The sequence below is a fragment of the Marichromatium bheemlicum genome, assembly GCF_012276755.1.
Classification (GTDB): domain Bacteria; phylum Pseudomonadota; class Gammaproteobacteria; order Chromatiales; family Chromatiaceae; genus Marichromatium; species Marichromatium bheemlicum.
The window spans coordinates 145,905-171,956 of record NZ_JAAXKX010000006.1; the positions used below are offsets into that span (position 1 = coordinate 145,905).

The 26,052-nt window shown below is 61.5% G+C and carries 12 protein-coding genes; 1 reads left to right on the forward strand and 11 read right to left on the reverse strand.

Going from position 1 to position 26,052, the window contains the following annotated elements; all coding sequences use genetic code 11:
* Positions 1 to 16 precede the first annotated feature (16 nt).
* The 7 genes from HF203_RS06595 to HF203_RS06625 form a co-directional block, all read right to left on the reverse strand.
* Entirely contained in the window at positions 17 to 1,333 is a 1,317-nt protein-coding gene (locus HF203_RS06595) for a hypothetical protein (RefSeq protein WP_168667859.1), read from the reverse strand.
* Positions 1,334 to 1,962: 629 nt separating this feature from the next.
* The gene (locus HF203_RS06600) at positions 1,963 to 3,291 is read right to left on the reverse strand and encodes an HlyD family type I secretion periplasmic adaptor subunit (RefSeq protein ID WP_168667861.1); all 1,329 of its coding nucleotides are present in this window, start codon (positions 3,289 to 3,291) and stop codon (positions 1,963 to 1,965) included.
* A 73-nt stretch (positions 3,292 to 3,364) separates the two neighbouring features.
* Positions 3,365 to 5,092 carry a type I secretion system permease/ATPase gene (locus tag HF203_RS06605; RefSeq protein WP_168667863.1) on the reverse strand — a complete coding sequence of 576 codons (1,728 nt, stop codon included), beginning with the start codon at positions 5,090 to 5,092 and terminating at the stop codon, positions 3,365 to 3,367.
* A 115-nt stretch (positions 5,093 to 5,207) separates the two neighbouring features.
* On the reverse strand, positions 5,208 to 6,002 hold the full coding sequence (locus tag HF203_RS06610) for a SapC family protein (protein ID WP_168667865.1): 795 nt from the start codon (positions 6,000 to 6,002) through the stop codon (positions 5,208 to 5,210).
* Between the two features lie 208 nt (positions 6,003 to 6,210).
* Positions 6,211 to 7,404: a Calx-beta domain-containing protein gene (locus HF203_RS06615; protein ID WP_168667867.1), complete on the reverse strand. Its 1,194-nt coding sequence runs from the start codon at positions 7,402 to 7,404 to the stop codon at positions 6,211 to 6,213.
* Positions 7,405 to 7,539: 135 nt separating this feature from the next.
* The gene (locus HF203_RS06620; RefSeq protein ID WP_168667869.1) at positions 7,540 to 9,075 is read right to left on the reverse strand and encodes a methyltransferase regulatory domain-containing protein; all 1,536 of its coding nucleotides are present in this window, start codon (positions 9,073 to 9,075) and stop codon (positions 7,540 to 7,542) included.
* A 238-nt stretch (positions 9,076 to 9,313) separates the two neighbouring features.
* A complete protein-coding gene (locus tag HF203_RS06625; RefSeq protein ID WP_168667871.1) occupies positions 9,314 to 10,075 on the reverse strand; it encodes a conserved phage C-terminal domain-containing protein in 762 nt (253 codons plus the stop codon).
* Between the two features lie 868 nt (positions 10,076 to 10,943).
* Here HF203_RS06625 and HF203_RS06630 point away from each other — a divergent pair.
* Positions 10,944 to 11,483, forward strand: coding sequence for an REP-associated tyrosine transposase (locus tag HF203_RS06630; protein WP_168667873.1), 540 nt, complete (start codon positions 10,944 to 10,946; stop codon positions 11,481 to 11,483).
* 217 nt (positions 11,484 to 11,700) lie between these two features.
* Here HF203_RS06630 and HF203_RS06635 read toward each other — a convergent pair whose 3' ends face one another.
* The 4 genes from HF203_RS06635 to HF203_RS06650 form a co-directional block, all read right to left on the reverse strand.
* A complete protein-coding gene (locus tag HF203_RS06635; RefSeq protein WP_168667876.1) occupies positions 11,701 to 11,994 on the reverse strand; it encodes a hypothetical protein in 294 nt (97 codons plus the stop codon).
* 511 nt (positions 11,995 to 12,505) lie between these two features.
* Positions 12,506 to 15,991 (reverse strand): hypothetical protein, encoded by a 3,486-nt coding sequence (locus tag HF203_RS06640; protein ID WP_168667878.1) that lies wholly within the window; start codon positions 15,989 to 15,991, stop codon positions 12,506 to 12,508.
* Between the two features lie 2,438 nt (positions 15,992 to 18,429).
* Entirely contained in the window at positions 18,430 to 21,261 is a 2,832-nt protein-coding gene (locus HF203_RS06645) for a beta strand repeat-containing protein (protein ID WP_168667880.1), read from the reverse strand.
* A 939-nt stretch (positions 21,262 to 22,200) separates the two neighbouring features.
* Entirely contained in the window at positions 22,201 to 25,116 is a 2,916-nt protein-coding gene (locus HF203_RS06650; protein ID WP_168667882.1) for a beta strand repeat-containing protein, read from the reverse strand.
* Between the last annotated feature and the right edge of the window lie 936 nt (positions 25,117 to 26,052).

Here is a 26,052-nt window from a genome sequence, read left to right on the forward strand (position 1 = left end):
TGAATTTAAAAAAGCCTCACAACTCGCTTGGACTCGAAACGTTTACAGGAACCTTTGACTGAGAACTCAAATCCATGGTAAAGCCATGGGGCCATATATTATATATGGATTTATTTCCATCACAAGACGAACAAAAGTTAGCACTCCAACTAGGGCCACCAATAAAATGCCCAACACTACCGACCGAGTTAATAAAAACAAAAAAAACAAAAACCAGAGCCAGCTTATCATAAGCTCTACTCAAAGATAAGAAAGCAATCAAAAGCAAAATATTAGGCACATAAAAATATCTCCACCCAAACGTACCGGATATTAACATAGACTTATCCCCAAGCGATGTAAAAATACTCAAAAACACCAAAATAAAAGCCGAAAAAACAATAACACCAATCGAGCTAAGCGCACCTCTAATCGATTTCAAAATCAAATAAACCAAAGGCAGCGAAAGGACAAACAAAAAAACAAAATAACTAACAGACAAATATGATGGCTCTCGCAAAATATCAGCCAAATAACCACCGATATAAGAGCCAAAAAGAGGCAAAGCCACCAGTTGTACAACCGGAGCTAACAAAAAAACCTGAGGCGCAGAAAAATATTCCCGACCCTCACTCTGATAACCGTTAAAAACCAGTAAAAAAACCTGCAGGACGGCCGTAAACAACAAAATAAAAAACTGCACCCATCTTTCTTTTTCTTTATTTTTAAAAGCTAAAACAGCAAATACAGGAAAAAGAAAGTTAGCCGGAATTCCACTTAACCCAGACACACCCAAAAGAATTCTAGAAACCCACTTAGACGGACCATTGGCAACACCAATTGCTGCAATCAAAGCAACAATCAAACTAAAATGAAAGTGCAAATTGATAGAATTCGCCCAAACCTCTGCAGCTTGCGGCAAACCTGCAGCAACAAAAATTACAATAATTACCCCAAACCGAGAAATCGAAAGCTCAGATCTATATTTAATTATCAAATAAACAGGAATGAACTGAACAAGCAGTGATAAATAGGTTGTAACCAAAGGCGCATATTTCAAATCAAATAAAGTCGAGACAAAAACAATAGCATTGGTCACTATTTCAAGGTGACCATTAAAGATGTAAAAAACGCCACCAACCCAATCTTTATTTACAATTTCACTGTAAAAAAAGCGTCCTTCCTCAGCCCAAAACCTCCCCTCAAACAAATACCCCCTCATCTTCACCGCACTTAACAAGAAGTACAGCAAAATCGCAAAAAAATTAAAATTAAAACCCACATCTTTTACTGCATAAAATTTTATTTTCATCCCAAATAAAGCACCTAACTTGTCAACTTCCTGAGATTTCAAAACCGCTTACTAAATAGCTCCGGACGTTTCTGCATCCATTCTTTGAGTGCTCGAATCGAAGCGGGTAGAGCGCTGACCGATAGGATTTCCTGAAAAATCGTTCCCTTGGCAGGTTGTGCAGCCGATTGAATCCATTTTTGTCACATGGTTGGAGTGACACTGCGGACATGTCAGATACATCGTCTTCACCCTTAAAGCAAGAGATTCTGATCTTATCGAAACCTATCGGTCAGGGCACCACCGTTTTTATCTGTTGGCGGGAATCCGGGCAGGTGTCATGGCATCGTCCAACGCAACGAGCACACGGATTTCGAGGCGGCACAATGCCGGCGGTGGTCAGCACCGGCGAACGAGGTCATACCTCGACGCCAGCGATCGGCCCCAGACCTTGACCACACACCCTCGGCGAGGATGAAAAAACGACTGCCACACCAGTCGGCATGGCCATACAGCGATTGCGAGCAGCCCCGAGTCGAGCGCACCGTGATGCTGGCCTTCACAAGGGGATGGCGATACTCAAAAGGCAGGAACAACGGCCCGAGCGGGCCTTATCCTGTCGCGGACACGGGGATGCTCGAGACGGGGTCGAGCACCGGCACCGCGGCCAGCGCTCGCCCCCGCCGGGCGGGTCATTCCTCTCGCATCGAACGCGCCAGGGCATCTTTGAGCGGGCGCAGCAAGTAATCGAGGAAGGTACGCTCACCGGTGACGATCATCGCCTCGGCGGGCATGCCCGGCAGCAGCTTGAGGTCACCGAGACGCTGGCTCTGATCCTCGGGGATCTCGATACGGGCAAGGAAGTAGGGATGACCGTTCTGCTCGTCGATCAGCCGGTCACCCGAGATGGTGACGACCTGACCGGTGAGGGTCGGGGTGGTGCGGAAGTTGAACGCGGTAAAGCGCACCTGCGCCTCCAGCCCCGGGAACACCTTGTCGATGTCCTGTGGCGAGACCTGGGCGTCGATCACCAGCAGGTCGTTGTCGGGGACGATGTCCATCACCCGCTCGCCGGGGGAGATCACCGCGCCGACGGTGTGCACCTGTAGCCCCACCACCTTGCCCGAGACCGGCGCGCGCACCTGGGTGCGGCGCACCCGGTCAGCGAGCGCGCGGTGGCGCTGCTGGGCGTCGAACAGCCGCTCCTGCGCCGAACTCAGCTCGGTGACCACATCACGCAGGAACTCACGCCACGCCTGATCGATCTGCAGCTGGGTCTCGTCGATCTGCAGCGTGGCGCTGGCGCGCTGCGAGCGCACCGCCGCGAGATCCCCCTCGACCTCGGCCTGATCACGTTCGAGCGCGAGCATCCGCACCTTGTCGCCCATGCCGTCCTCGTAGAGCCCGCGCAGCCCCTCGAGTTCGTCCTCGTAGAGCACCATGCGCTTCTCGAACTTCTCCTCCTGCTCGATAAAGCCCTTGACCTGTTCGCGCAGCTGCTCGATGCGCTGCTCCATCACCCCGACCCGCCCGTCGAGGTCGGCGCGACGGGCAACGAAGACCTGATGCTGGGTCTCCATGAACCCCTGTAGCCGGGGATCGTGTTCGGCCTGCTCGATCAGCTCCTCGGGGAAGGCGATCTCGTCGTTGCGATCGCGCTCGGCCTGCAACCGCGCCTCGAGCGCGAGCAGGGCGCCGAGTTCGCTGCGCACCGCTTCGAGCTGGGAGGAGAACTGGGTGTCGTCGAGTCGCACCAGCAGATCACCGGCCTCGACCAGGTCACCCTCGCGCACCAGCAACTCGCTGACGATACCGCCCTCGAGGTGCTGTACCGCCTGGCGGTAGGACTCCACCGTCACCACCCCGGGCGCGACCGCGGCGCTGTCGAGCATCGCCATCGCCGACCAGCTGCCGAAACCGCCGAACATCACCAGGATGACGGCGATGCCGAACCAGCGCACACGCTGGTCCTGGATGCTGGCCTGGGGAGCCGGGGTCGTCGAATCGGATGCTTGCGACACGTCAGGTCACCTGTCATTGAAGGGATTGGAGGGGGAACGCAACAGGGCCGGCGCGGAGGCGCCGGCCCTGGGGTCAGGCGGTGGCGCTGCTGGCAGCGTCCACCGGCGTGGGCTGTACCGAACGCGGCTTGAGCACGCGCGAGAGCACCTCCTGACGCGGGCCATAGGCCTCGACGCGGCCGTCCTTGATCACCAGCACCTTGTCGACGGCCTTGAGGATGCTCGGTCGATGCGAGATCAGCACCACCGTGGCCTGGGTGGCACGCAGGTTCTCGATCGCCTCGAGCAGGGCCGCCTCGCCGCGATCATCGAGGTTGGAGTTGGGCTCGTCGAGGATCACCAGCTTGGGGTTCTTGTAGAGCGCGCGCGCAAGACCGACGCGCTGGCGCTGACCGCCCGAGAGCATCACGCCACCGCCACCGAGCCGGGTGTCGTAGCCGTTGGGCAACTGCGCGATCAACTCGTGCACCCCGGCGCGTTGCGCCGCGGCCACCACCTCGGTGTCCTCGATCTCGCCGAAGCGGGCGATGTTCTCGGCCACGGTGCCGTCGAACAGCTCCACGTCCTGCGGCAGATAACCGATGTGCGGGCCGAGTTCGTCGCGGTTGTAGAGCGCCAGATCGGCACCGTCGAGCCGCACCGCACCCGAGGCCAGCGGCCAGATGCCAAGCATCACCCGCGCCAGGGTCGACTTACCCGCCGCCGAGGGCCCGATCATGCCGACCACGTCGCCGGCGGCGATCTCCAGCGAGATCCCACGCAGCACCGGCTTGCGTGCCCCCGGAGGCGCGGCCACCACGCCCTCGAGCTGGAGCGCGCCGGTCGGCGCCGGCAGGCTGATATGACGCGTGCCCACCGGGATCTCGGCAAGCAGCTTCTGCAGCCGGCCATAGCTGGCACGGGCGTTCACAAAGCCCTTCCAGGCACCGATCATCTGATCGACCGGGGCCAGGGCGCGGCCCATCATGATCGAGGCGGCGATCATCACACCGGGGGTGATCGACTGCTGGATCGCCAGCCAGGCGCCGGCGCCGAGGATCAACGACTGCAGGAACATGCGGAAGGACTTGCTCGAGGCCATCAGCACCGCGGCCTCCTCGCTCGCGCGCGCCTGCCAGCCGATGGTCTGGGCATGATGGTCGTGCCAGCGCTGCTGGATCTGCGGGCGCATGCCCAGTGCCTCGATCACCTCGACGTTGCGCAGCTTGGCGTTGAGCACGTGCTGCTCGCGGATCGCCTGACCGGAGGCGGCCATCAGCGGCTTGCGGGTGCGGAACTCGTTGAGGAAGGCCAGTGCGGTGAGGATCAGCGCACCACCGAGCGCGATCGCGCCGAGCAGCGGGTGGAACATGAAGATGACCACCATGTAGACCGGGATCCAGGGGGCATCGAAGAAGCCGAACAGCCCGTTGCCGGTCATGAACTGGCGGAAGCCGCCGAGATCATTGATCGGCTGGGCGCTACCCTGGCCGGGCTGGCGGGCGGCGAGATCCATGGTGGCATCGAACACCCGCTGGCTGAGCACCCCGTCGAGTCGGGCACCGACGCGGATCAACACCAAGGAGCGTACCCATTCGAGCAACCCCATGGTGAGCATCAGGAAGGCCACCAACACGGTCAGCGCCATCAGCGTCGAGACGCTCGACGAGGCCAGTACCCGATCGTAGATCTGCAGCATGTACAGTGGCGGGACCAGCATCAGCAGGTTGATGAACAGGCTGAAGAAACCGGCGCCGTAAAAGGAGCCGCGGCAGATCGCCATTGCTTCCTTGAGGGTCTTTGCGGGCTGCAATTGGGCCATGGGGATTCCTCGATTGATCGGCGAGCAATTTTAGCATAGGGCGGGCCTCATCCGTGTTCGCGCGAGCGCGCCGATTCAGCGTCGATGAGGCCGTCGGGCGCCCCGCCCGGGCGGATCAGCGCGTCAATGCATCCCAGTCGAACTCGAAGCCCTCCTCCTCGGGCTGGTCGAGCATCGCCCGCGCCTGCTTGGCCGCGGCCTCGTCACGCTGGGCATGGGCCTTGGCGAGCTGACCGAGGCGATGCAGATGCTGCATCGACAACAACTGACAATAGGCCATCGACAGCGCGCCGCTGGCGCGCAGCCCGCCCAGGGTCTCGGCGTCGAGCTGGTTGAGCGCGGCCTCGTCGACGCGGAACAACCCCTCGATCTCGCGCTCGCCCTCCTCGCCCTGCAGCTTGATCGCCCAGGGCACGATCAAGCCCGCCTCGGCCAGCGCGGCACAGGCGCGGACGGTAACCTGACGGTTGGCCTCGACCTGCTGCAGGAATTCGAGCACCTTGGTGATCGCCGCCGCCGGTTCGCCCGCCTCGTCGAACAGCGCCTCGCCCTCCTCACCCTCGGTGAGCAGACCGCTGTCCTCATCGATGCACAGCACCAGCTGATCGCCCTCGACATGCGCCAGCCGGAAGGGATAACCACGCAGCGCCGCCGGCACATAACCACCGCCGACCCAGCGCCCCTCACGGGTCACGCAGAGATTACGCCCGGGCGCCAGCCCTAGCACCGCATTCAGGGTGAAGGCGTCGCCCTGACGCACGAAGGCCAGCGGCAGACTCAACACCGCCTTCGGTAGCTCTGCGGCCACCACGTCGACCAGCGCCGACGCACCGGCAAAGGCATAGGAGTCATAGCGCTTCCAGCGCTGGCCAGCGTGGCGCTCACGTGACAGGGCAACGAGCTTGGGCATGGTTCGACCTCGGCTGAACGGTGGGGTGGGTTTGAAGCACGGCGTGCACGAGCGGGCGGGGGCGGCACGGCGGGGGCGGCGAGACCGCACCCCGAAGGTCATCGACATGCGCTCCGTCCCGGCGCACGGGCACCAGGAATCGAGGGCTCATCATACCCCGGAAAGCACCGACCATGCAGGCCGAGGCCCAGTGCCGGGCTCGACCCGCTCAACCCAACCAGTCGTCGTCGACGATGGTCCGCGAGGCGCTCAGCCGGGTGACACCGCCCTCGAAGCCCCCTCCGGAGGGACTGAACACATCCAAGAAAAAGTGCTCGTCGGCCTCCGGGCGCACATCGCCGATCACCTCAACGGCGATCACCGCCTGATCCTCGCCCGGATACAGCACCAGGGTATCGCGCACCGCCAGATAGTCCTCACCAGCGACCGCCGTGCCGTCACGGGTGGCGTAATCGACCGCGACCCAGCTCCCCGGAGATGGCCGCAAGCCACTGAATTCCAGCAAGAAATAGGCGTACCCAGTACCGTCGTCGCCCTCCGCCACCGCCTCCTGTACCGCGCCCGTGGTCTCCGGTGCCGCCGGATACCGCAGGCGCAGGCTCTGGTCGATCCACTGCTGGTAGTGGCTCACCCGCTGCCAGGCGGCGATCTCGCCGAAACTGCTGTTGGCCAGGGTGTCGACATCCGGCTGGGCGAACCCAGTGGCCAGACTCGCCGTATAGCTCGCCACCCCGGCCACCCGCCCATCGATGAACGCCGGACCACCGCTATCCCCGAACGAGATCAGCCCTTCCTGCTCGCCAACCCCGGCATGGGCGACATCGAGCAACTGACCGATGGCATCGCGCCGCGCCGAGCCATCGTCGAAATCGGCCAACAGCTGCGAACCCGGCGCCGGCGTCCAACCGAGAAACAGGCCCAGCTCCGCCGTCAACGCCTCGCCGCCGGTATCGAAGGTATTGACCGCCAGGCGCCGGATCGCCCCACCGTCGACGATCCCCGTCGCCCCGCTGCCGGGCAACCCGAACCCGACCAGGGTGAACGCCTGCCCCAGCTCATCGGTGTCGCGATACAGGGCATAACGCTCGGCCGCAACCGGCGCCGGGCGGTCGAGCCAGACCAGCGCCAGATCATGATTGCCATTGAACGCATCGTAGGCCGGATGCAGGGTGACCTGGCTGGCCGCGCGCGTCTGCACCCCGGCGCTGGTCTCGAAGGTGACCTGCGCCGTCTCGACACCGGGGTCGAACAGGTGCGCGGCGGTGAGCACCGCCCGCCCGTCGGCCAACAGGGTGCCGGTGCCGTAATAGGCGCCGGCGGTGACCTTGACCACGCCATCGTATCCCAGTCCGGGGACCGCCTGATGACGCCAATCCGTCGAGGAAGTGACTGTGCTGACCATGAATAAAGGCTTCGTCGCTGGAGTGGAAAGATGACCTGCGCCCTGCCCCACTCAAGCCGAATGTAGCCATCTCGCGCCAAACAAAACCCTCGGAACACCATGGAGAGCACCGCCCATCGGATTCGGCGCCCGCGCTCAGGTCAGTTGCAGCGCCTCGCACACGGCCAACTGACGCTCGGCGAAACGCTCGGCCTGCGCCGTCAGCTCGGAGAGATTCTCCTCGGCCGACTCCAGCGCCTGCCCGTCACGGAGGATCCGCTGCCCCTGGCTCGACAGCAGCGACCAGGCGAACTGCGCCCACTGCGCCGGCTGGCGATGACCGTGACGCCGCGCCAGCAGGAACAATTGCTGAAAACGCGGCACCAGGATGCCGCCCCCGGTCACCGGGCTGGCGAGATAATTGATGGCGCTGCCCGAGCGTGCCCGACGCAGCAACTGCGTATTGAGCCGATCGGTGCGCTGACGGATCTTGCCGCTGCCACGCGGGTCCTGCGCCGCCATCACCGCCCCCTGCCCGGCCAACACCATCACCACCTCGAGCAACTGGGCAAAGCCCGGACGCGCATCGCCCCACTGCTGTTCGAGCTGCCCCAGGGTGCGCGGTTGATGATCGCCGAGGATGTCGAGCACCGGCGCATACAGCGCCTCCTGCAACTGCGCCTCACCGAGACTGCCACGCACCTGCAGCGCCACCGCCTCGCGCGGCTGCACCAACACCACCTGCTGGGCGCGCAACAACTCCAACTGTTCGAGCGGATCGAGCCGGCGCGCGCCCTTGACCCAGTAGTCGCGCCGGAACTGCTGATTGACGCAGAAATCCCGCGCCGTCTGCCGAAACACGCTGTCCGGGATCTCGGCCAACAACTGCTGTTGCGTCGCGGTGAGATTGAGCGCATCGATCGCATCCAAGGGGTGCGCCGAACAGGCATAGCCGAGCTTGGCCCCGTTCAACCACTCGGCCATCGCCGCAAAACGCATCGGCTGCCAGTCACGGTTGAAATACTCATGGGCCAGATAATGCCGGTCTTGTTCGCGCATTCGCGCCAAACGATCGGCGATCTGCGGATTGGCGCGAGCATAGGCCGGCTCGGCCTCCAGCAAGCGCGCGGCAAAGGCCAGCGCACCATCGATACGGTTGACGATCCCCGAACCGTCGGCCCCCAGCACCTCGGCGTGATCGACCAACAGATCGCGCATCGGCACCATCGCCCCCCAGCCAGGCTGAGTGTTATAGCTGACATAGAGCACCCCGCCGACCTTCAGCTTGCGGCGCAGGAAATCGACCAGACAGGCGCGGTTCTCGTCCGAGATCCAGCTCCAGATCCCGTGCAAACCGATGAAATCGAAGTCGGGCAGATCATCGCGGCGACAGAACTCAGCAAAGGCCTCGTCGAACAGCCGCGCCCCGGCATCGGCGCCCTCGGCCAGCTCCTGGGCAAAGGCCGCCTGCGCCGGGTTGAAGTCGGTCCCGAACCACCGCGTCAGCGTCGCCGCCGCGTGCAGATTCACGCTCAACCCCTGGCCGAACCCCAGCTCACAGGCGGTATCGACAGCGGGCGGGCGCAACCCCGCATGCAACAACGCCAGCCGCATCCGCAACGGATTCAGCTCGGGGTAGTAACCATGGGTGTAATCGATATCGGCGACATAGCCGGAGGTCCAATCGGTCATCACGCTGCTCGATCCCTGTTGGAGCCGCCCCAGGCGACAAGATAAGGCCAGGGCCACACCATACCGAAACAGCAGCGTGATTCAACAAATCGTGTTCAATTCAGCCATGGCACCGGGCACTCGAGGAACGGATGCGCTGCACGCGAATCAACCGCGACCGCTCGACGCGCAATTCGCGTAATAGACACGCCTCCCGACACCCGAGCGCGCCATGCAACGAGCGCGAATGAACGCAGGATTACTCGAGGATGGAGCGCATCGCCGCAAGATGACGCAACACCATCCCGGCAGACGCCGGACGCGAACGGCCATGCGCCTCACACACCGACGCCTCGGGCGGATCGAGTGCTGGCGGACGAGCACCCGGGCGACCGCGCTGGTGCAGCTCGGAGAGATAGCCCTCGAGCTTGGCCGGGGTGAACAAGGTGGCAGGGCGCAGATAGCGCGCCTGTTCGGTCTGGCCCCATTGCGCCGCCTTCAGATCGACCACCGCGCACAACACCTCGGGGCTGTGTCGATGCAGCGCGCGGCGCAGGATGCGATAGGTCGCAGTCCCCGGCGCGTCCGGGAAACAGGCGCTCGCGGCGCGGTTGAGATGGGCGACAACGCGCGCGATGGTCGCATCATCAACCGGCCGCGCCACCGCCGGCGTGGCATCGGGCTCGGGGCGGGGCTCGACCTCGGGGCGCGGCGCCGAGCCCGACGCCTCACTGGGCAAGATCGCCCGATAACGATTCACCCGACGGGCATTGCCCCGCTCGACCTGCAACAACTGCAGCTCCACCATACGGCGAATGGCGCGCTTGACCGAGCTGTAGGAGGTATTCGACACCCGCGCGAGCGTGCGCAGCGACGGCCAGGCGACACCGGAGCGCGAATTGATGAAGAGCGACAGACTGGTAGCGATGCGGCTGGCGGTATGGCTCAGCCTCGGCTCGGACAGCACACGACGCTGCCAGGCCAGGATCTCCACCGGCGAGGTGGCGAACTGAAGGGACATTCGGCAATCTCCAACACGTGAAAACGGAGACCACCGACTGGATTGAGAGGGATCGCGAACGGGCAGCACGGCACACGCCAGCCCCTCGGGGACTTTGCTAGAATACCGCCGGCCACTGGTGCGCTCGACTCGGTTCAGTCGGGGCTTTACGCGGTCAGGTGCTCCAACACCCCCGCGACGGTGGCCATCCTACCCTCGCCCCGCCCGGCTTGTCGAGCCTCGGCCCAGACCCTCGCCACCCCCCGGCGCATCCCGTCTCCACCGCATCATCCTCGCCCGTTTAGCGTCTCGTCCCGAGGGGCCACAGGGGAGAGATCATTCGCCCATTCGACTCGCCCGTTTAGGGGCCACCCTGACCCCAGGGTGCGTACCGTGCTGACCCCAGGGTGGGCTCACCCTGACCCCACGACATGAGATCCTGAGGTTCCCCCCGAATGTCGCCCCGTAGCCCCGTAGGTTGGGCTGACGCAGTCAACCCAACACCCCGAGGCCCCGCCGTCTTCCGCCCCGTAGGTTGGGCTGACGCAGCTCGTAGGTTGGGTTACCCGTTCCGCCATCTCATCGACAACCCGGCACCGCCCATGGACGGGTAACCCAACACAACCGCCGCCGATGATCCGGCAGCCCCGTAGGTTGGGCTGACGCAGTCAACCCAACATCCCGAGGCCCCGCCACCTTCCGCCCGTAGGTTGGGCTGACGCAGCTCGTAGGTTGGGTTACCCGTTCCGCCATCTCATCGACAACCCGGCACCGCCCATGGACGGGTAACCCAACACAACCGCCGTCGATGATCCGGCAGCCCCGTAGGTTGGGCTGACGCAGTCAACCCAACATCTCCAAGCATCCCCAACCACGCACGGAACCGCCCATGCGCTATCGACGCGATTACACCCAAGGCGCGACCTACTTCTTCACCGTCATCACATTTCAACGAACACCCTGGTTTGCTCAAGCTGCGGCGGTCAAAGCATTACGCCATGCGGTACGGGCGGAAATGGCACGACATCCATTCATCATCGACGCCATAGTAATCATGCCCGACCACCTCCACGCGATATGGACTTTGCCGGACACGGATACAAATTACTCAACACGATGGCGCAATATCAAACGCGCGTTCACCGCAACCATTCCCCCCGAACAGCGACCAACCGCCATATCCAGCCGACTGCACAAACAAGAGCAAGCGATTTGGCAGCGACGATTCTGGGAGCATCGCATCAGGGATGACCAAGACTTCCGCCATCACGTCGACTACATTCACTTCAACCCGGTCCATCACCACTACGTACACCGAGCAACCGACTGGCCATACAGCAGCATCCACCGATACATCCGCCAAGGCACCTTACCTGCGGACTGGGGAAGCGCCACGATCCAACTACCCGACGGCATCGGCCACGAGTAGGTTGGGTTACCCGTCCGCCACCGCGTCAACAACCCGATGCCGTCGATGGACGGGTAACCCAACACAACCGCCGTCGATGATGCGGCGGTGGTCAGCGTATTCATCACGCGGCATCGCTCGGTCGGTTGAGATTAAATCCCCCAACCCCCTTTTTCAAAGGGGGCTCTTTACGCCGACACATGAAAAAACCGCCACAGGTAATCCGATGGCGGTCGTTTCATTCATCGAGCGACATCGCATCGTTGGGTTGCCAAACAACGGCAACCCAACCTACGGCGCTCGTAGGTTGGGTTACCCGTTCCGCCATCTCATCGACAACCCGGCACCGCCCATGGACGGGTAACCCAACACAACCACCGTCGATGATGCGGCGGTGGTCAGCGTATTCATCGCGCGGCATCGCCCGGTTGGTTTGGATTAAATCCCCCAACCCCCTTTTCCAAAGGGGGCTCTTGACGCCGACACATGAAAAAACCGCCGCCGGTGATCCGGCGGCGGTCGGTTCATTCATCTGGCGATGTCGCATTGTTGGGTTGCCGAACAACGGCAACCCAACCTACGGGGCTATCGTGGGTTTCCAATCAATGGCGACGACCCAACTGGCTGCTGTCAGCTCGTAGGTTGGGTTACCCGTTCCGCCGTCTCATCGACAACCCGGCACCGCCCATGGACGGGTAACCCAACACAACCGCCGTCGATGATGCGGCGGTGGTCAGCGTGTTCATCAATCGGCATCGCTTGGTCGGTTGGGATTCAATCCCCCAACCCCCTTTTCCAAAGGGGGCTCTTGACGCCGACACATGAAAAAACCGCCGCAGGTAATCCGGCAGCGGTCGGTTCATTCATCTGGCGATGTCGCATTGTTGGGTTGCCAAACAACGGCAACCCAACCTGCGGGGCTGCTCCGATGGCGATCGCGTTATTCATCGAACGGCACCGCATCGTTGGGTTGCCGAACAACGGCAACCCAACCTACGGGGCTATCGTGGGTTGCCAATCAATGGCGACCCAACTGGCTGGTGTCAGGAGAACCACTCCAGGTTTTGAGCACTGGTTGCAACAGCCAGCAGGCTCAACTCTCCACTCTCGATAGTGCCGACGGCATCGGAAGCGGTTCCATCTCCATCCTGCCATTCGTACAGCGCTCGACAAGCCTCTCCATCGTTATCGAACAGGATCTCGAAGACACCGGAACCGCCGTCGGGATCGCCGTCAGCATCCGACCCGTCCGCCCCGGTCTTGAGCACCTCCCACTTATCGAGGATCTTGCCATACTGATCGACCACGCCAGCAGCGACAAGCTCTTTGATCACCTTGCCTGTGTCCACCAACTCTGCCGAACTCGTGATATGGCTTTCTTCAAGGTTGATCTTGAAGACCTGCGCTTTAGCAATCTGCCAACCTTCGAGGCTATCAGTGCTCGCGCTGGTTAGATCAACAGCATACTGTCCATCGATCGAGGTTCGCGAGTCATCACTTTGACTCTTCGGCTTCCAATCTCCTTCATCAAAGTGATAGTTACTGCGAACGCCAAAGGCATCCTCACTCCCAAAGTTCGTGATAATTTCAGCAGAACCAATGTTACCGGGACCAAAATCAGTATTGGCCTCGGCCAGCTCGAAGCCCAGATTATCAACACCAGCTGGTACGGCTTCAGGAGTATAGAAGACAAAATCACGGTTTGCGCCTTCTATATAAGGAGCATAACCAGAAGCAGGGTCTCCTTTATGCGCCTCATCTACAAGATCTATTTGGTGAAAACCGCTACCAACATAGATGTGCACCTGATATTCATGACCTACACCGCCACCTTCTATACCGCCTTTAGAAATAGGCGAACCAAAGAATCCTCCTTGATCTCCAAGAGAAGCTGTCAAAACCGCTGCACTTTCACCTTCTGCTTTCGAGTAACTAAATTCAGCGAAATCAGAGCTGTTTGTCGCCACAGCAAGCAAACTCAACTCATCTTCGTCAACAACCCCTAAATTATCTTTATCTTGCCACTCATACAAAGCACGCTGCATGATTGCAGTATCATGGACAGAGTGAACAATCTCAAAGACACCGGCGCCACCGTCTAATTCTTTGCCATCGTCATCACTATCAACCCCTTTTTTGAGCGACGCTAAACAATCTTTTACCTCCCCACTCTCGTCAACAATCCCAGCAGCTTTCAGTTCACCCAAAACCCGCCCAGCATCGACCAATGCTGCCGTTGAATCAATAGTGCTATTATCACCAAGCGAAATTGTGAAAACCTGAGTTTGATCACCATCCCCACCGCCAAAAGGCTCTTCAATCAATTTGGTGTACTGACCATCAATCGACCCATACTCACCCTTCAGAACAGCCTCACCAGTCGACCAGTCATAAATAGACGGGATACCAAACGCATCCTCTAAGCCAAAACTCGTAACAATCTCTGCCGAGCCCAGGTTATCAACATTGAAATCCGTGTTGACTTCTGCCAGCTCAAAACCATCGTTATCGCCATCAAAGTCAACAGAACCATAGAACACAAAACCACGATCAGGCCCTGTAATATCGTCGACATGACCAACTGGAGGTTTCGCTTCCTCGTCTACAGTCTGATACCCCAGATCAATACGTTGACTTCCTTTCCCAACTTGAACAAGCGCCTGCCCCTCATAACTATTAAAGGGCAACTCCAAGTACACCCCCCCATCACTCATCCTAAAATCAATAGACTTATCTTTTGCGATCGGCAAATCATAAGAATAAAAGTCATCAGAAACAATGATCGCTTCAACCTTAGCAATATCAACAGGGTCTGAATAGTAAGGTTTGTTGTAGCTGTCGCGCACAAAGACGACATTATCTCCTTGCATTTTAGAAAAGCGGATATCACCCGTCGCCGTCCCCCCAAAGCTGAGCACACCATCAGTCACGGTGGCGGTGAAGGTCGGTTCCGGTGTGTCATCGCCACCGGTATTGCCACCACCAGTAGCAGGCTGGTCCGGTTTGTCGTCGTCGCCGATGTTGACGTCGCCGATGGCGTCGTCGGCATCGTCGATGGCTTGGTCGAGCTTGTCGCCCTGGAAGCGATCCTTTGCACCGCTGAGGTCGCCGCCGCTGACGCCGTCCTTGAGAGACTTGGCGGCCTCGCCCTGGGCGACGTGCTGAACCTTGGCGATGTCCTTGAGCACGGCATTGGCGTCATTGCCCTTGGCCACTTCGGCCACGCGCGCGTTGGTGCCGGCCATGACCTCGGCGGCATCGGCGGCGTGCTTGGCGATCGCGGCCTGGGCCTTGCTGCCACTGGCACCGGCGGATTCGAGCAGGATGTCCTGAATGTTGTCCTTGGCGGCCAGGTCGAGCGACTGACCGCTGGCGGCGGCGGCATCGGCCCGGCTGGCGATGGCATTGGCCACGGCCTGGAAGGCCGCTTGCGGTTTGACTCCAGCCGCACCATCGAGCGCACTGCTGACCTGCGCCATCAGATTCGCGACCTGGGCTGCGGCGGCATAAACCTTCACCGCCGCTGCCTGCGTGGCACTGCTGGCATTGCTGTCGATGTTGGTGGCATCGAAGGTCTTCAGGTCCAGGTCATCGGGCAGGCCGAACGCCTTCTTCAGGCTCTGCTCGGCACTCGCCGCCGAGCGGCCGGTGGCGACCAGCGACTGCACCAAGGTGGTCAACGGGGTCACCACCGTCGCCCCCGCCGGTGCCGAGAACGCACCCGCGAAGGGCAGATTGGTCGCGATATCGGTCCCCCCCGTGGCCACCAGCGTGGCATATGCCGCCGCGCCGCTGAAGGTCGCCGAGAAGTTGCCCTCGGCGTCGGTCTTCACGAACGGTTCGTTCGGATCGCGCACACCGTCACCGTCGATGTCGGCAAACACGGTCGCGCCCTTGATCCGACCATCGATCACCGCGCCCTCGCTCTCACGCACCGAGGGCATCACCGGATCCGGTTCCACCTGACTGCTGGCGGCAACCCGTTGGACACTCAGTCCCTCGAACTGACCGTGGAGCAGGTAGTGCTCCACGGGGTTCAGCCCCACCTTGGCGAAGGCCTCCGCCACGGCCGCGCTGTCCCAGTCGCTGTGACCGCCGACCTGATGTTTGTTGAGATGCTCCGCCTTGGCCTTGAGGTAGGCGGTCTCGTCGAAGGCGTTCGACGGGTTGATCGACTCCGCGGCACCGTAGCGGGTGTAGTGCTCCCAGGCGGAGATGTCGGCCAGCGTGAAGTACACCTTGGCCGCCTCGACCGTCCAATCGGTGTGCCCATTGATCCCGTCGCGATTGAGCTGCTCGACCTTGGCCTCGAAGTACTCCTCGGCGTTGAAGTAGGCGTTCGGGTTCACCTCCTCATCCATGCCGTAACGCAGGAAGTGCTGATAAGGCGTCATCCCCGCCCTGCCCATCAACCCCTCCAGATACTCCACCGACAAATCCTTATAGATATCGAAGGGGTCGTGATGCCGCAGCTGCGCGAGCTTGTTGGACAGGTAGTAAGACGCATCGAACCAGTTAGGAGCAGTCATGCGAGATCCTTATTCTTGAAGATCCAAAGACACCCCGCGCCAGCGCCCACCGCAACGGGCCAACGCCCGCCGCGGCGCAACGAGACACACGCCACCGCATCCGGCGAGACCAGCAGAGGCCCACACCGAGATCGCAGCACACAGGGGTTGAGACGACCCGCAGTGGGGTCAGAGAAAGGAGGGAGGCGCTCCGTGCGCCACGCACCCGGCGAGATGACGACCGCGCCGGCCAGCGCCACCAGGTGCTATCCATGAAACGACATCTCCTGTCGAGCCAAACCATCCATCGCTGCCAGCACGCGCCCCACGGGGCGCCGAGAGACCGCCTAGAACCACGCGGCCAGCCATCCAGCAACAAACCAAACATTCTTTATAAGCGATAAAAATTCGCTTATACGCGCATGAGTCTAGCCCAGCCGTAGGCCGCCCGCAGCAACTTTCCGTGCCCGCGTCAGATTTGCGTAACCCATCACAGAAAAAGTGCCACCGTAGGTTGGGTTACCCGTTCCGCCATCTCATCGACAACCCGGCACCGCCCATGGACGGGTAACCCAACACAAGCCGCCGATGATCCGGCGATGTGATCCGACGGCGTCAGCGTATTCATCGCGCGGCATCGCCCGGTCGGTTGGGATTCAATCCCCCAACCCCCTTTTCCAAAGGGGGCTCTTGACGCCGACACATGAAAAAACCGCCGCCGGTGATCCGGTGGCGGTCGTTTCATTCATCTGGCGATGTCGCATTGTTGGGTTGCCGAACAACGGCAACCCAACCTACGGGCTGCTCCGATGGCGATCGCGTTATTCATCGAGCGGCATCGCATCGTTGGGTTGCCGAACAACGGCAACCCAACCTACGGGGGTCGTAGGTTGGGTTACCCGTTCCGCCATCTCATCGACAACCCGGCACCGCCCATGGACGGGTAACCCAACACCATCGCCGTCGATGATGTGGCGGCGGTCAGCGTATTAACCAATCGGAATCGCCCGGTCGGTTAGGATTCAATCCCCCAACCCCCTTTTTCAAAGGGGGCTTTTGACGCCGATACGTGAAAAAACCGCCGCCGGTGATCCGGTGGCGGTCGGTTCATTCATCTGGCGATGTCACATTGTTGGGTTGCCGAACAACGGCAACCCAATCGACGGCGCTCGTAGGTTGGGTTACCCGTTCCGCCATCTCATCGACAACCCGGCACCGTCCATGGACGGGTAACCCAACACAAGCCGCCGATGATCCGGCGATGTGATCCGACGGCGTCAGCGTATTCATCGCGCGGCATCGCCCGGTTGGTTGGGATTCAATCCCCCAACCCCCTTTTCCAAAGGGGGCTCTTGACGCCGACACATGAAAAAACCGCCGCCGGTGATCCGGTGGCGGTCGGTTCATTCATCTAGCGATATCGCATTGTTGGGTTGCCGAACAACGGCAACCCAACCGACGGCGCTCGTAGGTTGGGTTACCCGTTCCGCCATCTAATCAAAAACCCGGCACCGCCCATGGACGGGTAACCCAACACAACCGCCGTCGATGATCCGGCGGCGGTCAGCGTGTTCATCACGCGGCATCGCTTGGTCGGTTGGGATCAAATCCCCCAACCCCCTTTTTCAAAGGGGCTTTTGACGTCGGTACGTGAAAAAACCGCCGCCGGTGATTCGGCGGCGGTCGGTTCATTCATCTGGCGATATCGCATCGTTGGGTTGCCGAACAACGGCAACCCAACCTACGGGGCTGCTCCGATGGCGATCGCGTTATTCATCGAGCGGCATCGCATCGTTGGGTTACCCGTTCCGCCATCTCATCGACAACCCGGCACCGCCCATGGACGGGTAACCCAACACCACCGCCGTCGATGATCCGGCGGTGGTGACCCATTGACGGTCATCGTATTCATCACGCGGCATCGCTCGGTCGGTTTGGATTCAATCCCCCAACCCCCTTTTTCAAAGGGGGCTCTTGACGCCGACACATGAAAAAACCGCCGCCGGTGATCCGGTGGCGGTCGGTTCATTCATCGCGCGGCATCGCCCGGTTGGTTTGGATTCAATCCCCCAACCCCCTTTTTCAAAGGGGGCTCTTGACGCCGACACATGAAAAAACCGCCGCCGGTGATCCGGCGGCGGTCGGTTCATTCATCTGGCGACATCGCATTGTTGGGTTGCCGAACAACGGCAACCCAACCTACGGGCTGCTCCGATGGCGATCGCGTTATTCATCGAGCGGCATCGCATCGTTGGGTTGCCAAACAACGGCAACCCAACCTACGGGGCTGCTCCGATGGCGATCGCGTTATTCATCGAGCGACATCGCATCGTTGGGTTGCCAAACAACGGCAACCCAACCTACGGGCTGCTCCGATGGCGATCGCGTTATTCATCGAGCGACATCGCATCGTTGGGTTGCCAAACAACGGCAACCCAACCTACGGGGCTAATATCACATTAAGTTTCTGGCTGCTCACCTCCGGCGCTTTCTTTGAAGGCGCCGCCCAGGGCATCGGCGGAGTGCACGCCGACTAGCTGGACGAGGATGTTGGTGTCATCAAACTTGACATCGTCACTCTTATTAGCAGTCACCATCGCATAGGTATTGCCATCGAAGGTGAAGAAGGTGTTTGCATCACCCACAAACTCGACGCCACTCGTTGCGGCGACGGCATCGGCCACGATACCGGCGGCCTCGAGGACAGCGGCGGCGGCACCAGCGTCAGCACTACTCTCTTTCGTGAAGACGCTCAGCGTACCCTTGTCAATGTTGGTGGTATCACCCGCATTGAAGTCGGTGATGGTCACAATGGCACTGCCCGACATCGACTCGCTGTGGTCAATCAGGAAGTTGTCGTTCCCGAGACCACCGGACACCGTGAACTCAGCCAGGGTGCCTGCGGCATTGTTGGCGACTAGCATGAAGGTGTCGTTACCGAGACCACCGCTAACGGTCGCCTGCTCGGAGGCGGTGACGTAAACGGTGTTTGCCATCAGCTCGGAGCCGGTGAAGGTGACGACCTCGCCGGAGATGCCGTCGGTCGATCCTTTGTTGTTCCCCGAGATCGAACCAACATTAACCGCCCCCATCGCCCCCGAGGCATCAACCGTCACCGTCTTAGCACTCAAGGCGTCGAGGGTGATGTCGCCGTAGGTGCCATTGGCGTCGATGACGATGGCGCCGGTTGCTGCCGAATCGGCCGCCGTAACAGCGACATCGCCGATCGTCACGTCGCCCAGCACACCCGCCATGTTGACGTCGATGGTGTGACCGGCACCGGTGCCGATGTCACCGAGCGTCAGCCCGCCGATCAGCCCTTCGGCGTTGACGGTGATGTCATAGTCGACCGCACCGCCCAGGTTACTGAGGGTGATCTTGGACTCGGCGCCAGCACCGGAGAGGTCGACGGCGGCAACGCTGCCGAAGTCAACGGCCCATGCGCCTTCACTCTCGCCCCCAGCGGCAGCGAATGCCTGACCGGCATCGATCGTCAGACTCTCGACTGCGGAAAGATCACTGCCCTTGGCCAGGGTGAACGCGCCATCGGCATCGATTCGCAGATCGTTCAACTTGGCGGCATCCAGCGCGACGGTCGAGGCCTGGTCGGTATTGGTCTGGTTAAAGACGGCCGAGGTCGCCGCGACCAGCTCGATGGTGTTGTTCAGCGCCCCGGCGATCTCGGCGGTCAAGCCTTCGGCCTTGGTGGCGACGAGCTTGCCACCAAGGCCGTCACCCAGCGTGTTGAACGCCTCGACCACCAGCGTCACGTCGGCGCTCTCGGTCAAGACGGTGTTGACCGTATTGATGGTCTCGGCCTGCTCGGTCCCGCCGCTCACGCTCAAGGTGGTGGCACCGGCGTGGTCGAAGGCGACCTCACCGCTGGCTGCCTGGTCGAGGGTCACGCCCAGATCGGCCATGCCCAGGTTGACGAACTTCACGGCGTTACCCGCGCCCTTGACGACCACCTGTTCGATGCCGGTGGACTCGGCGCCGGAGAAGGTGCTCACGTCACTCAACCCACCGGGCGCGGCCTTCATTCCGCTCGAACCGGCGGCATTCAGCTCAACCGTCTCGACCCCCGCCATCTGGTATTGGCTCACACCGAACCGACCGCTCAGCGACAAGGTATCGGCCCCCTCACCGCCGTTGATCTCGGCGTTGACGGCCAGGTCTCCGGGGGTGGCGCGGATGATGTCGTCACCCGCGCCGGCGAGCACCGAGGTCACCCCGGCGGCATCCCGCAGGTTCACATCGAGCACACCCTGCAACCCCGAGGCATCGACGCTCTTGACCGCACCGCTCACCGCTCCCTGATGCGCGACGATCTTCACCGAGCCCGTCCCCTCGACGTTCACCTGCTCGGCATCGGCCGTCTCCAGCAACACCACGTTGGTGCCGGTGGCGGTGATGTCGACCACCTCGATACCATCGGCCACCAGCGCCACGGCGGCCTCGGCGGTGGTCACCTCGCCGGCCGCGTCCTTCACCTCGGCGGTGCCGATGTCGTTCAGGCCCAGGGCCAGGGCGTCGGCCTTGCCGTCGGTGACCTTGGCGGCGTACTGGATCTCAGCGCTACCGGCATCGCGCCCGGAGAGGTTGACGGCGGCCTCGGTCGAGCCCAGCTCGGCGAGGTTCACCGCACCGTTGAGCGCGAAGGTCTCGGCGCCCTCGATGCCCTTGGCCGAGACGGTGCGCGCGATCTCGCCGGTGTTGGTCAGCTCGATGGTCTCGACGTTGACCACACCGCCGTTGCCCTCAAAGCCGCCAAAATCGCCCTGCACGTCGACCTTGAGCAGGTCGTTACCGGCGCCGCCGTCGATGCGATCGTCGGCATTCAGGGTGCGGGCGGAGGACAGCGCCGAGGCCACGGCATCGATGATGTCGTTGGCATCAGAGGCGCGCTGTACGTCCGCCTCGGTCTTGCCCTCGGGCAGCGCGGCAGCGGCGGCGAGGAGGGTGTCGGCCTCGGTGGTCAGCGACAACTCAAGGCCGGGGTTGGTCGGATCGATGCTCGGATCGACCTGCTCTTCAGCCGGCACGGCCGGGGCCTGCAGCTGTTCCTTGGCACCGTAGCGCATGAAGTGCGTAATCGGGGTCAGACCCGCGTCGGCGAAGGCGTCCTTCAGCTCGTCGAGGGTGATCTCCCGACCGGCGGCCTGCAGCGCGGCCAGCTTGGCGGCGAGGTAGGCGTCGTTGTCGAAGGCGTTGGAGGGGTTCACGCCCTCCCGGAAGCCGTACTGCAGATAGTGCTCGTAGACGTTGCCCGACCACTGCTGCTCGAAGGCCACGGCGGCGGCAGCGGCATCGGCATAGAGGTCGGGATGGGTGGCAACCAACTGCACGCCCTTGGCCAGGATGTATTCCTTGGGGTCGAAGTACGCATTGGGCGCCAGGCCCTCGGCGTAACCAAACTGGCTGTAGTGCTGCTCAGGGGTCAGACCGGCCGACTGCAGCGCGCTGATGAGGTCATCAGCCGTCTTGTCGGCCCAGTCGGCCGCAGTGGCCGCTTGGGCCTGCAGTTGCTGGAGCTTTGCCTTGAGGTAAAAGGCCTGGTCGAAACCTTGCATTGCCATCGAACGACTCTCTCATTGCATTGATGACGACAGCGGGCGGTGTCGCCGCTGCCATTGGCCTGACGGACAAGGGCTGACCGACACCCAACGCCGCCGACGCGGCGCTCGCAACGGTGCCGACCCGCGCTCGGCGTGTCACGCGGGTTCAGTCCATCGACGGGCGGCCACCGCCCGCTGATTCGTCCCGAATCGCATCCCTGTCTTTGTCCACACAAACAAAAACGCCCCCGGTTTCCCGAGGGCGTTAGTGATTTCACGCAAGAGGTGCAAGGTCATACGAGCCAACCCAGACTGGGTGCGACCCATCGACCGTGTGGCGAAACACGCGGTGTCATGATCCTGGCCATTCGACCTTGCAACATCGAGGGGTGTCACGACCGGCCGGCGTCCTGCCGTCTTTGCCCCGCCCACCCGGGCTCGAACCCATCGACCCCAGGGGTGACCAAGGCGGCGCACACACCATCCGTCCAGCGACGGGGCCGGCGACCCGCAGCACTGCCGCAGTCGCCCCACCCCCTCCATCTCGAACCCTTGCCCATGGAGAGGATGGTGCGCCATCAAGATCGATCAACCCATCGATCAGCCGCGTGACCGCGTGGCGTCCTTGCCGTTCAGCTCGGCATCGTGCCGTGGTCAGTTGGCTGGGTGCGTGGGTTAGGCGCCAAACACCTCTGTGGCAGTGCTTGCCTCGACACCGGCCAGCTTGACGATGACATCAGTACCACCAAACCCAGTGGTCCCATCCTCAGCTACCAGATAGGTGTCGCCGTTGTAGACGATGGCATTCTGTGCGGTTCCGGTGTTCGCAAGATTAACCAGAGTAATGTCATCCGCAGCGACGGTCCCACCGAAGGCGGCGGACAGGAATGTCGCTGCATCAGCAGCCTCCCAGCTCGCAATGGCCTCAAGGTTTGCCGCAGTGACCCCAGCGACCTTATCGGTACTAAGCTCGAAGTCGGTAATGGTGGCAACCAAAGTGCCATCATCCCCACCGCTCACAGCCTTGATGGTGAAGGTATCCGCACCCACACCACCAGTCAGCGTCGCGTCTGCCTTGGCATCTGCTACGGCTTTGACGGTGATCTTATCGTCTGCAATACCACCCACCACGGTCGCAGCCTTGCTGGCCGTCACCGTAATGTCGTTTACATCGAGGCCAGCACCGGTGATGTTTGCAGTCGTAGCCACAACATCCCCCGTGGTCAGCTTACCCAGCGCACCGTCGGCGTTGATCTCGACGGTCTCACCGGTCACGCCGTTAAGCGTGACATCGCCATTGGTTCCGGCGAAGGACAGGGTCACGTCGCCACCGTTAGCATTGATGGCACCCAGATCCACATCACCCAGCACCTTGGCGGCATCGACCGAGATGTCGGTGCCCTTGGTGGTGATGGTGCCGATCTCGAGGGCGGAGCCACTCCCATCGGTATCCGACAGCGCCCCGGCGGTGACGGTGATGCCGTAGTCGGCCTGGCTCCCGGAGCCCAGGTCACCCAGCTTGGCCTCGCCATTGCCCTCGAGGGTGATGGCGTTGATGGCCTTGAGGGCGCCCATGGTCAGCTTGCCGCCATTGACGGTGGCGTTCAGGGCCTGCAGACCGCTGAGGTCGGAACTGACTGCGTTGCCCGATGCATTTGTGAACTGGTCAAGGTCCAGATCCGCATCGGCGTTCAGGGTCAACTGCTGGGCCTTGCCGGCCTGCAGGATGAGGGTCGAGTCTGCACCGATCTTGCCGATGGTCAGCTCGGTGGCGCTGCCGGCCTGGATGATGCCGGCCTGGTCAGTGGCGGAACCGAAGCCCCCCGCAGCGGCGATGTTGACGCTCTCGGCCTTGGCGGCATTGATGGTGCCGTCGTAGACAACGTGCTCCGCGACGTTGAGGGTCAGCGCGGCGCTGTTGGTGAGCGTCACGCCGGCATCGACCGGCACCGGCGGCTTGTCGGCGGTTGCGGCCTCATCGGCCACATTGACGGTGGTGGACCCGCTGTTGTCGAGGGTGACAGCGTCTGCGCCACCTTCGATGCCCAGGGTCATATCGGCATTGCCCAGGCCAGCGAAGCTAGCCTCAGCGCCCATGTCTCCAGTCGCCTGGACGTTCTGGATGCCGTTGGACTCGGCCGCCGAGAAGGTCAGCTTACCGGTGTTGGCGAGCGCCAGGGTCTCGAAACCGCCGACGGCATACTGCACGGTGCCGGCGCCCGAGAGGGTCAGGGTGTCGTCGCCGCTGCCGCCCTGCAGGGTAGCATTCTTCAGCGCGCTGTTGGCATCAACCGTGAGGTCCACATCGCCCTGGAGGTTGGTGGCGTCGAAGGAGGACAGCTTGCTGGCCAGCGCGTTGACCTGGAGGTTGCCGGTGCCGGCGACGGTGTACTCGGTGGCGCTGACGTTCGACAGATTGACGACGTTGTCACCCTCGACGGAGAGCGCAGCCTTCTCGACACCCTTGACGTCGACCGCCACGGCGGCCTCCTTCACGGTGTCGGTCTGGACGGTGCCGACGTCCTTCAGGCCCAGGGCCAGGGTGTCTTCGGTGCCCTTGACGGCATCGGCGACGAAGGCCGCCTTGAAGGTGCCATCGCTCTGACCCGAGAGGCTGATGCCACCGGCGAGGCTGCCGAGATCCTTCAGGTTGACGGTGCCGTCCTCGGCGGTCACGGCATAGTGCACGTCGCCCTCGACACCGGTGGCGTCGAAGGAGCGATCGATCGCACCCTTGTTGACCAGCTCGATGGTGTCGATGTTCTTGACGCCGCCGTCCTTGCTGAAGCCAGCGAAGTTCGACTGCATGTCGACCTTGAGCAGGTCGTTACCCTCGCCACCGTCGATGTTGTCGTCGGCGTTCAGGGTGCGGGCGGAGGACAGCGCGGAGGACACAGCGTCGATGTTGTCATCGGCGTTGGTGGTGCGCTGGACGTCTTCCTCGGTCTTGCCCTCGGGCAGCGCGGCGCCGACGGGCAGCAGGATGTCGACATCACCGGTCAGCGCGAAGTCGGTACCGGGGGTGACGTTGGGATCGACCTGCTCTTCAGCCGGCACGACCGGGGCCTGCAGCTTTTCCTTGGCGCCGTAGAGCATGAAGTGCGAGACCGGGGTCAGACCCGCGTCGGCGAAGGCATCCTTCAGCTCGTCGAGGGTGATCTTCTGACCGGCGGCCTGCAGCGCGGCCAGCTTGGCCTCGAAGTAGGCGTCGTTGTCGAAGGCGTTGGAGGGGTTGATGCCTTCCTGAGCGCCGTACTGCAGGTAGTGGTCGTAGAGGTTGCCCGGCCACTTTTCTACGAAGGCCTTGGCAGCAGCGTCAGCATCCTTATAGAGGTCAGGATTGTTGGCCACCAACTGCTTCCCCTTGAACAGGGCATACTCGTTGGGGTTGAAGAACTTGTTGGGGCCAAGACCCTCGGCGTAACCGTACTGGCTGTAGTGCTGCTCAGGGGTCATGCCGGCAGCCTTCAGCGTGCTCAGGAGGTCATCAGCCGTCTTGTCGGCCCACTGCTCTGCGGTGGCCTTGTTCGCCTGCAGCTGCTGGAGCTTTGCGCCGAGGTAGAAAGCCTGGTCAAAACCTTGAAGTGCCATCGAGGTCCTCTCTTACGATTCAAAAGACATATGCATATGTAGCTGGCGGCATCCAGATGACCGCCTGCCAATCCCCGGCCTATTGAGGGATCCGGTACCGAGGCACTTGGCAAGACGACCTGGCGACCAACCAACGAGCCACATCTCCCGGTCCGGTGCATCTATGACCAGAGCCGGAAAACGAGGAACACGGAGGTCCGCTTCCTTTGCGTCCCTTCTAATTCGGAAACGCGATTGATGCCCATATTACCTTATAAGGGCATACAAATAGTTTTTCGTCCTTATTCTGACATCTCCTCGGGCGCCTGTCGATCCGTAGGGGCACGTTACCCAAAGTTTTTTTCCAGCTGTGACGAAGTCCCGTTTTGCCGAAGGGTCAGACACGGAAGAAATCGCTTCCCAATCATCACCTTACGCGCCACACACGCAACGAAAACCCCAACCCGCCAACCACCCTCGCCCCACCCCAGCAGACCCGGACGCCCCCCGCCAACACCCCACCGCTCCCCCGCCACCCCCTCGCGCCGCACCGCACCAACCAGATGGCCCGCAAATACGAGAGCACCTTTCGGCAACCCAACCAACACCGCCGCCCCCCTTTGAAAAAAGCCGCGTCAACACCGAAAAAACCGCCCCGGTTTCCCGAAGGCGGCTCGTTACCAAAAAACCGCCCCGGTTTCTCGAAGGCGGCTCGTTACCAAAAAACCGCCCCCGGTTCCCCGAGGGCGGTTCATTTCAATCATCAAGCGCTGGCGCAGAATGTTGGGTTGCCGTTGGCAACCCAACCTACGGCGCTCCCCACAGCGTGAGACCCGTCAAAAAGAGAGACGTGCCCCCCATTGAAGAGAGATGTGAGATCCCCCCCTTTGAAGAGGGATGCAAGATCCCCCCCCTCTGCAGAGGGATGTGAGATCCCCCCCTTTGAAAAAGGGGGGA

What these genes read in the sequence shown, in the direction of transcription:
- HF203_RS06640 (WP_168667878.1), bottom strand. Translation starts at nt 15,991, where the DNA reads ATGACTGCTCCTAACTGGTTCGATGCGTCTTACTACCTGTCCAACAAG.
- HF203_RS06620 (WP_168667869.1), bottom strand. Translation starts at nt 9,075, where the DNA reads ATGACCGATTGGACCTCCGGCTATGTCGCCGATATCGATTACACCCAT.
- HF203_RS06635 (WP_168667876.1), bottom strand. Translation starts at nt 11,994, where the DNA reads ATGAATGAACCGACCGCCGCCGGATCACCGGCGGCGGTTTTTTCATGT.
- HF203_RS06610 (WP_168667865.1), bottom strand. Translation starts at nt 6,002, where the DNA reads ATGCCCAAGCTCGTTGCCCTGTCACGTGAGCGCCACGCTGGCCAGCGC.
- HF203_RS06615 (WP_168667867.1), bottom strand. Translation starts at nt 7,404, where the DNA reads ATGGTCAGCACAGTCACTTCCTCGACGGATTGGCGTCATCAGGCGGTC.
- HF203_RS06605 (WP_168667863.1), bottom strand. Translation starts at nt 5,092, where the DNA reads ATGGCCCAATTGCAGCCCGCAAAGACCCTCAAGGAAGCAATGGCGATC.
- HF203_RS06630 (WP_168667873.1), top strand. Translation starts at nt 10,944, where the DNA reads ATGCGCTATCGACGCGATTACACCCAAGGCGCGACCTACTTCTTCACC.
- HF203_RS06650 (WP_168667882.1), bottom strand. Translation starts at nt 25,116, where the DNA reads ATGGCACTTCAAGGTTTTGACCAGGCTTTCTACCTCGGCGCAAAGCTC.
- HF203_RS06625 (WP_168667871.1), bottom strand. Translation starts at nt 10,075, where the DNA reads ATGTCCCTTCAGTTCGCCACCTCGCCGGTGGAGATCCTGGCCTGGCAG.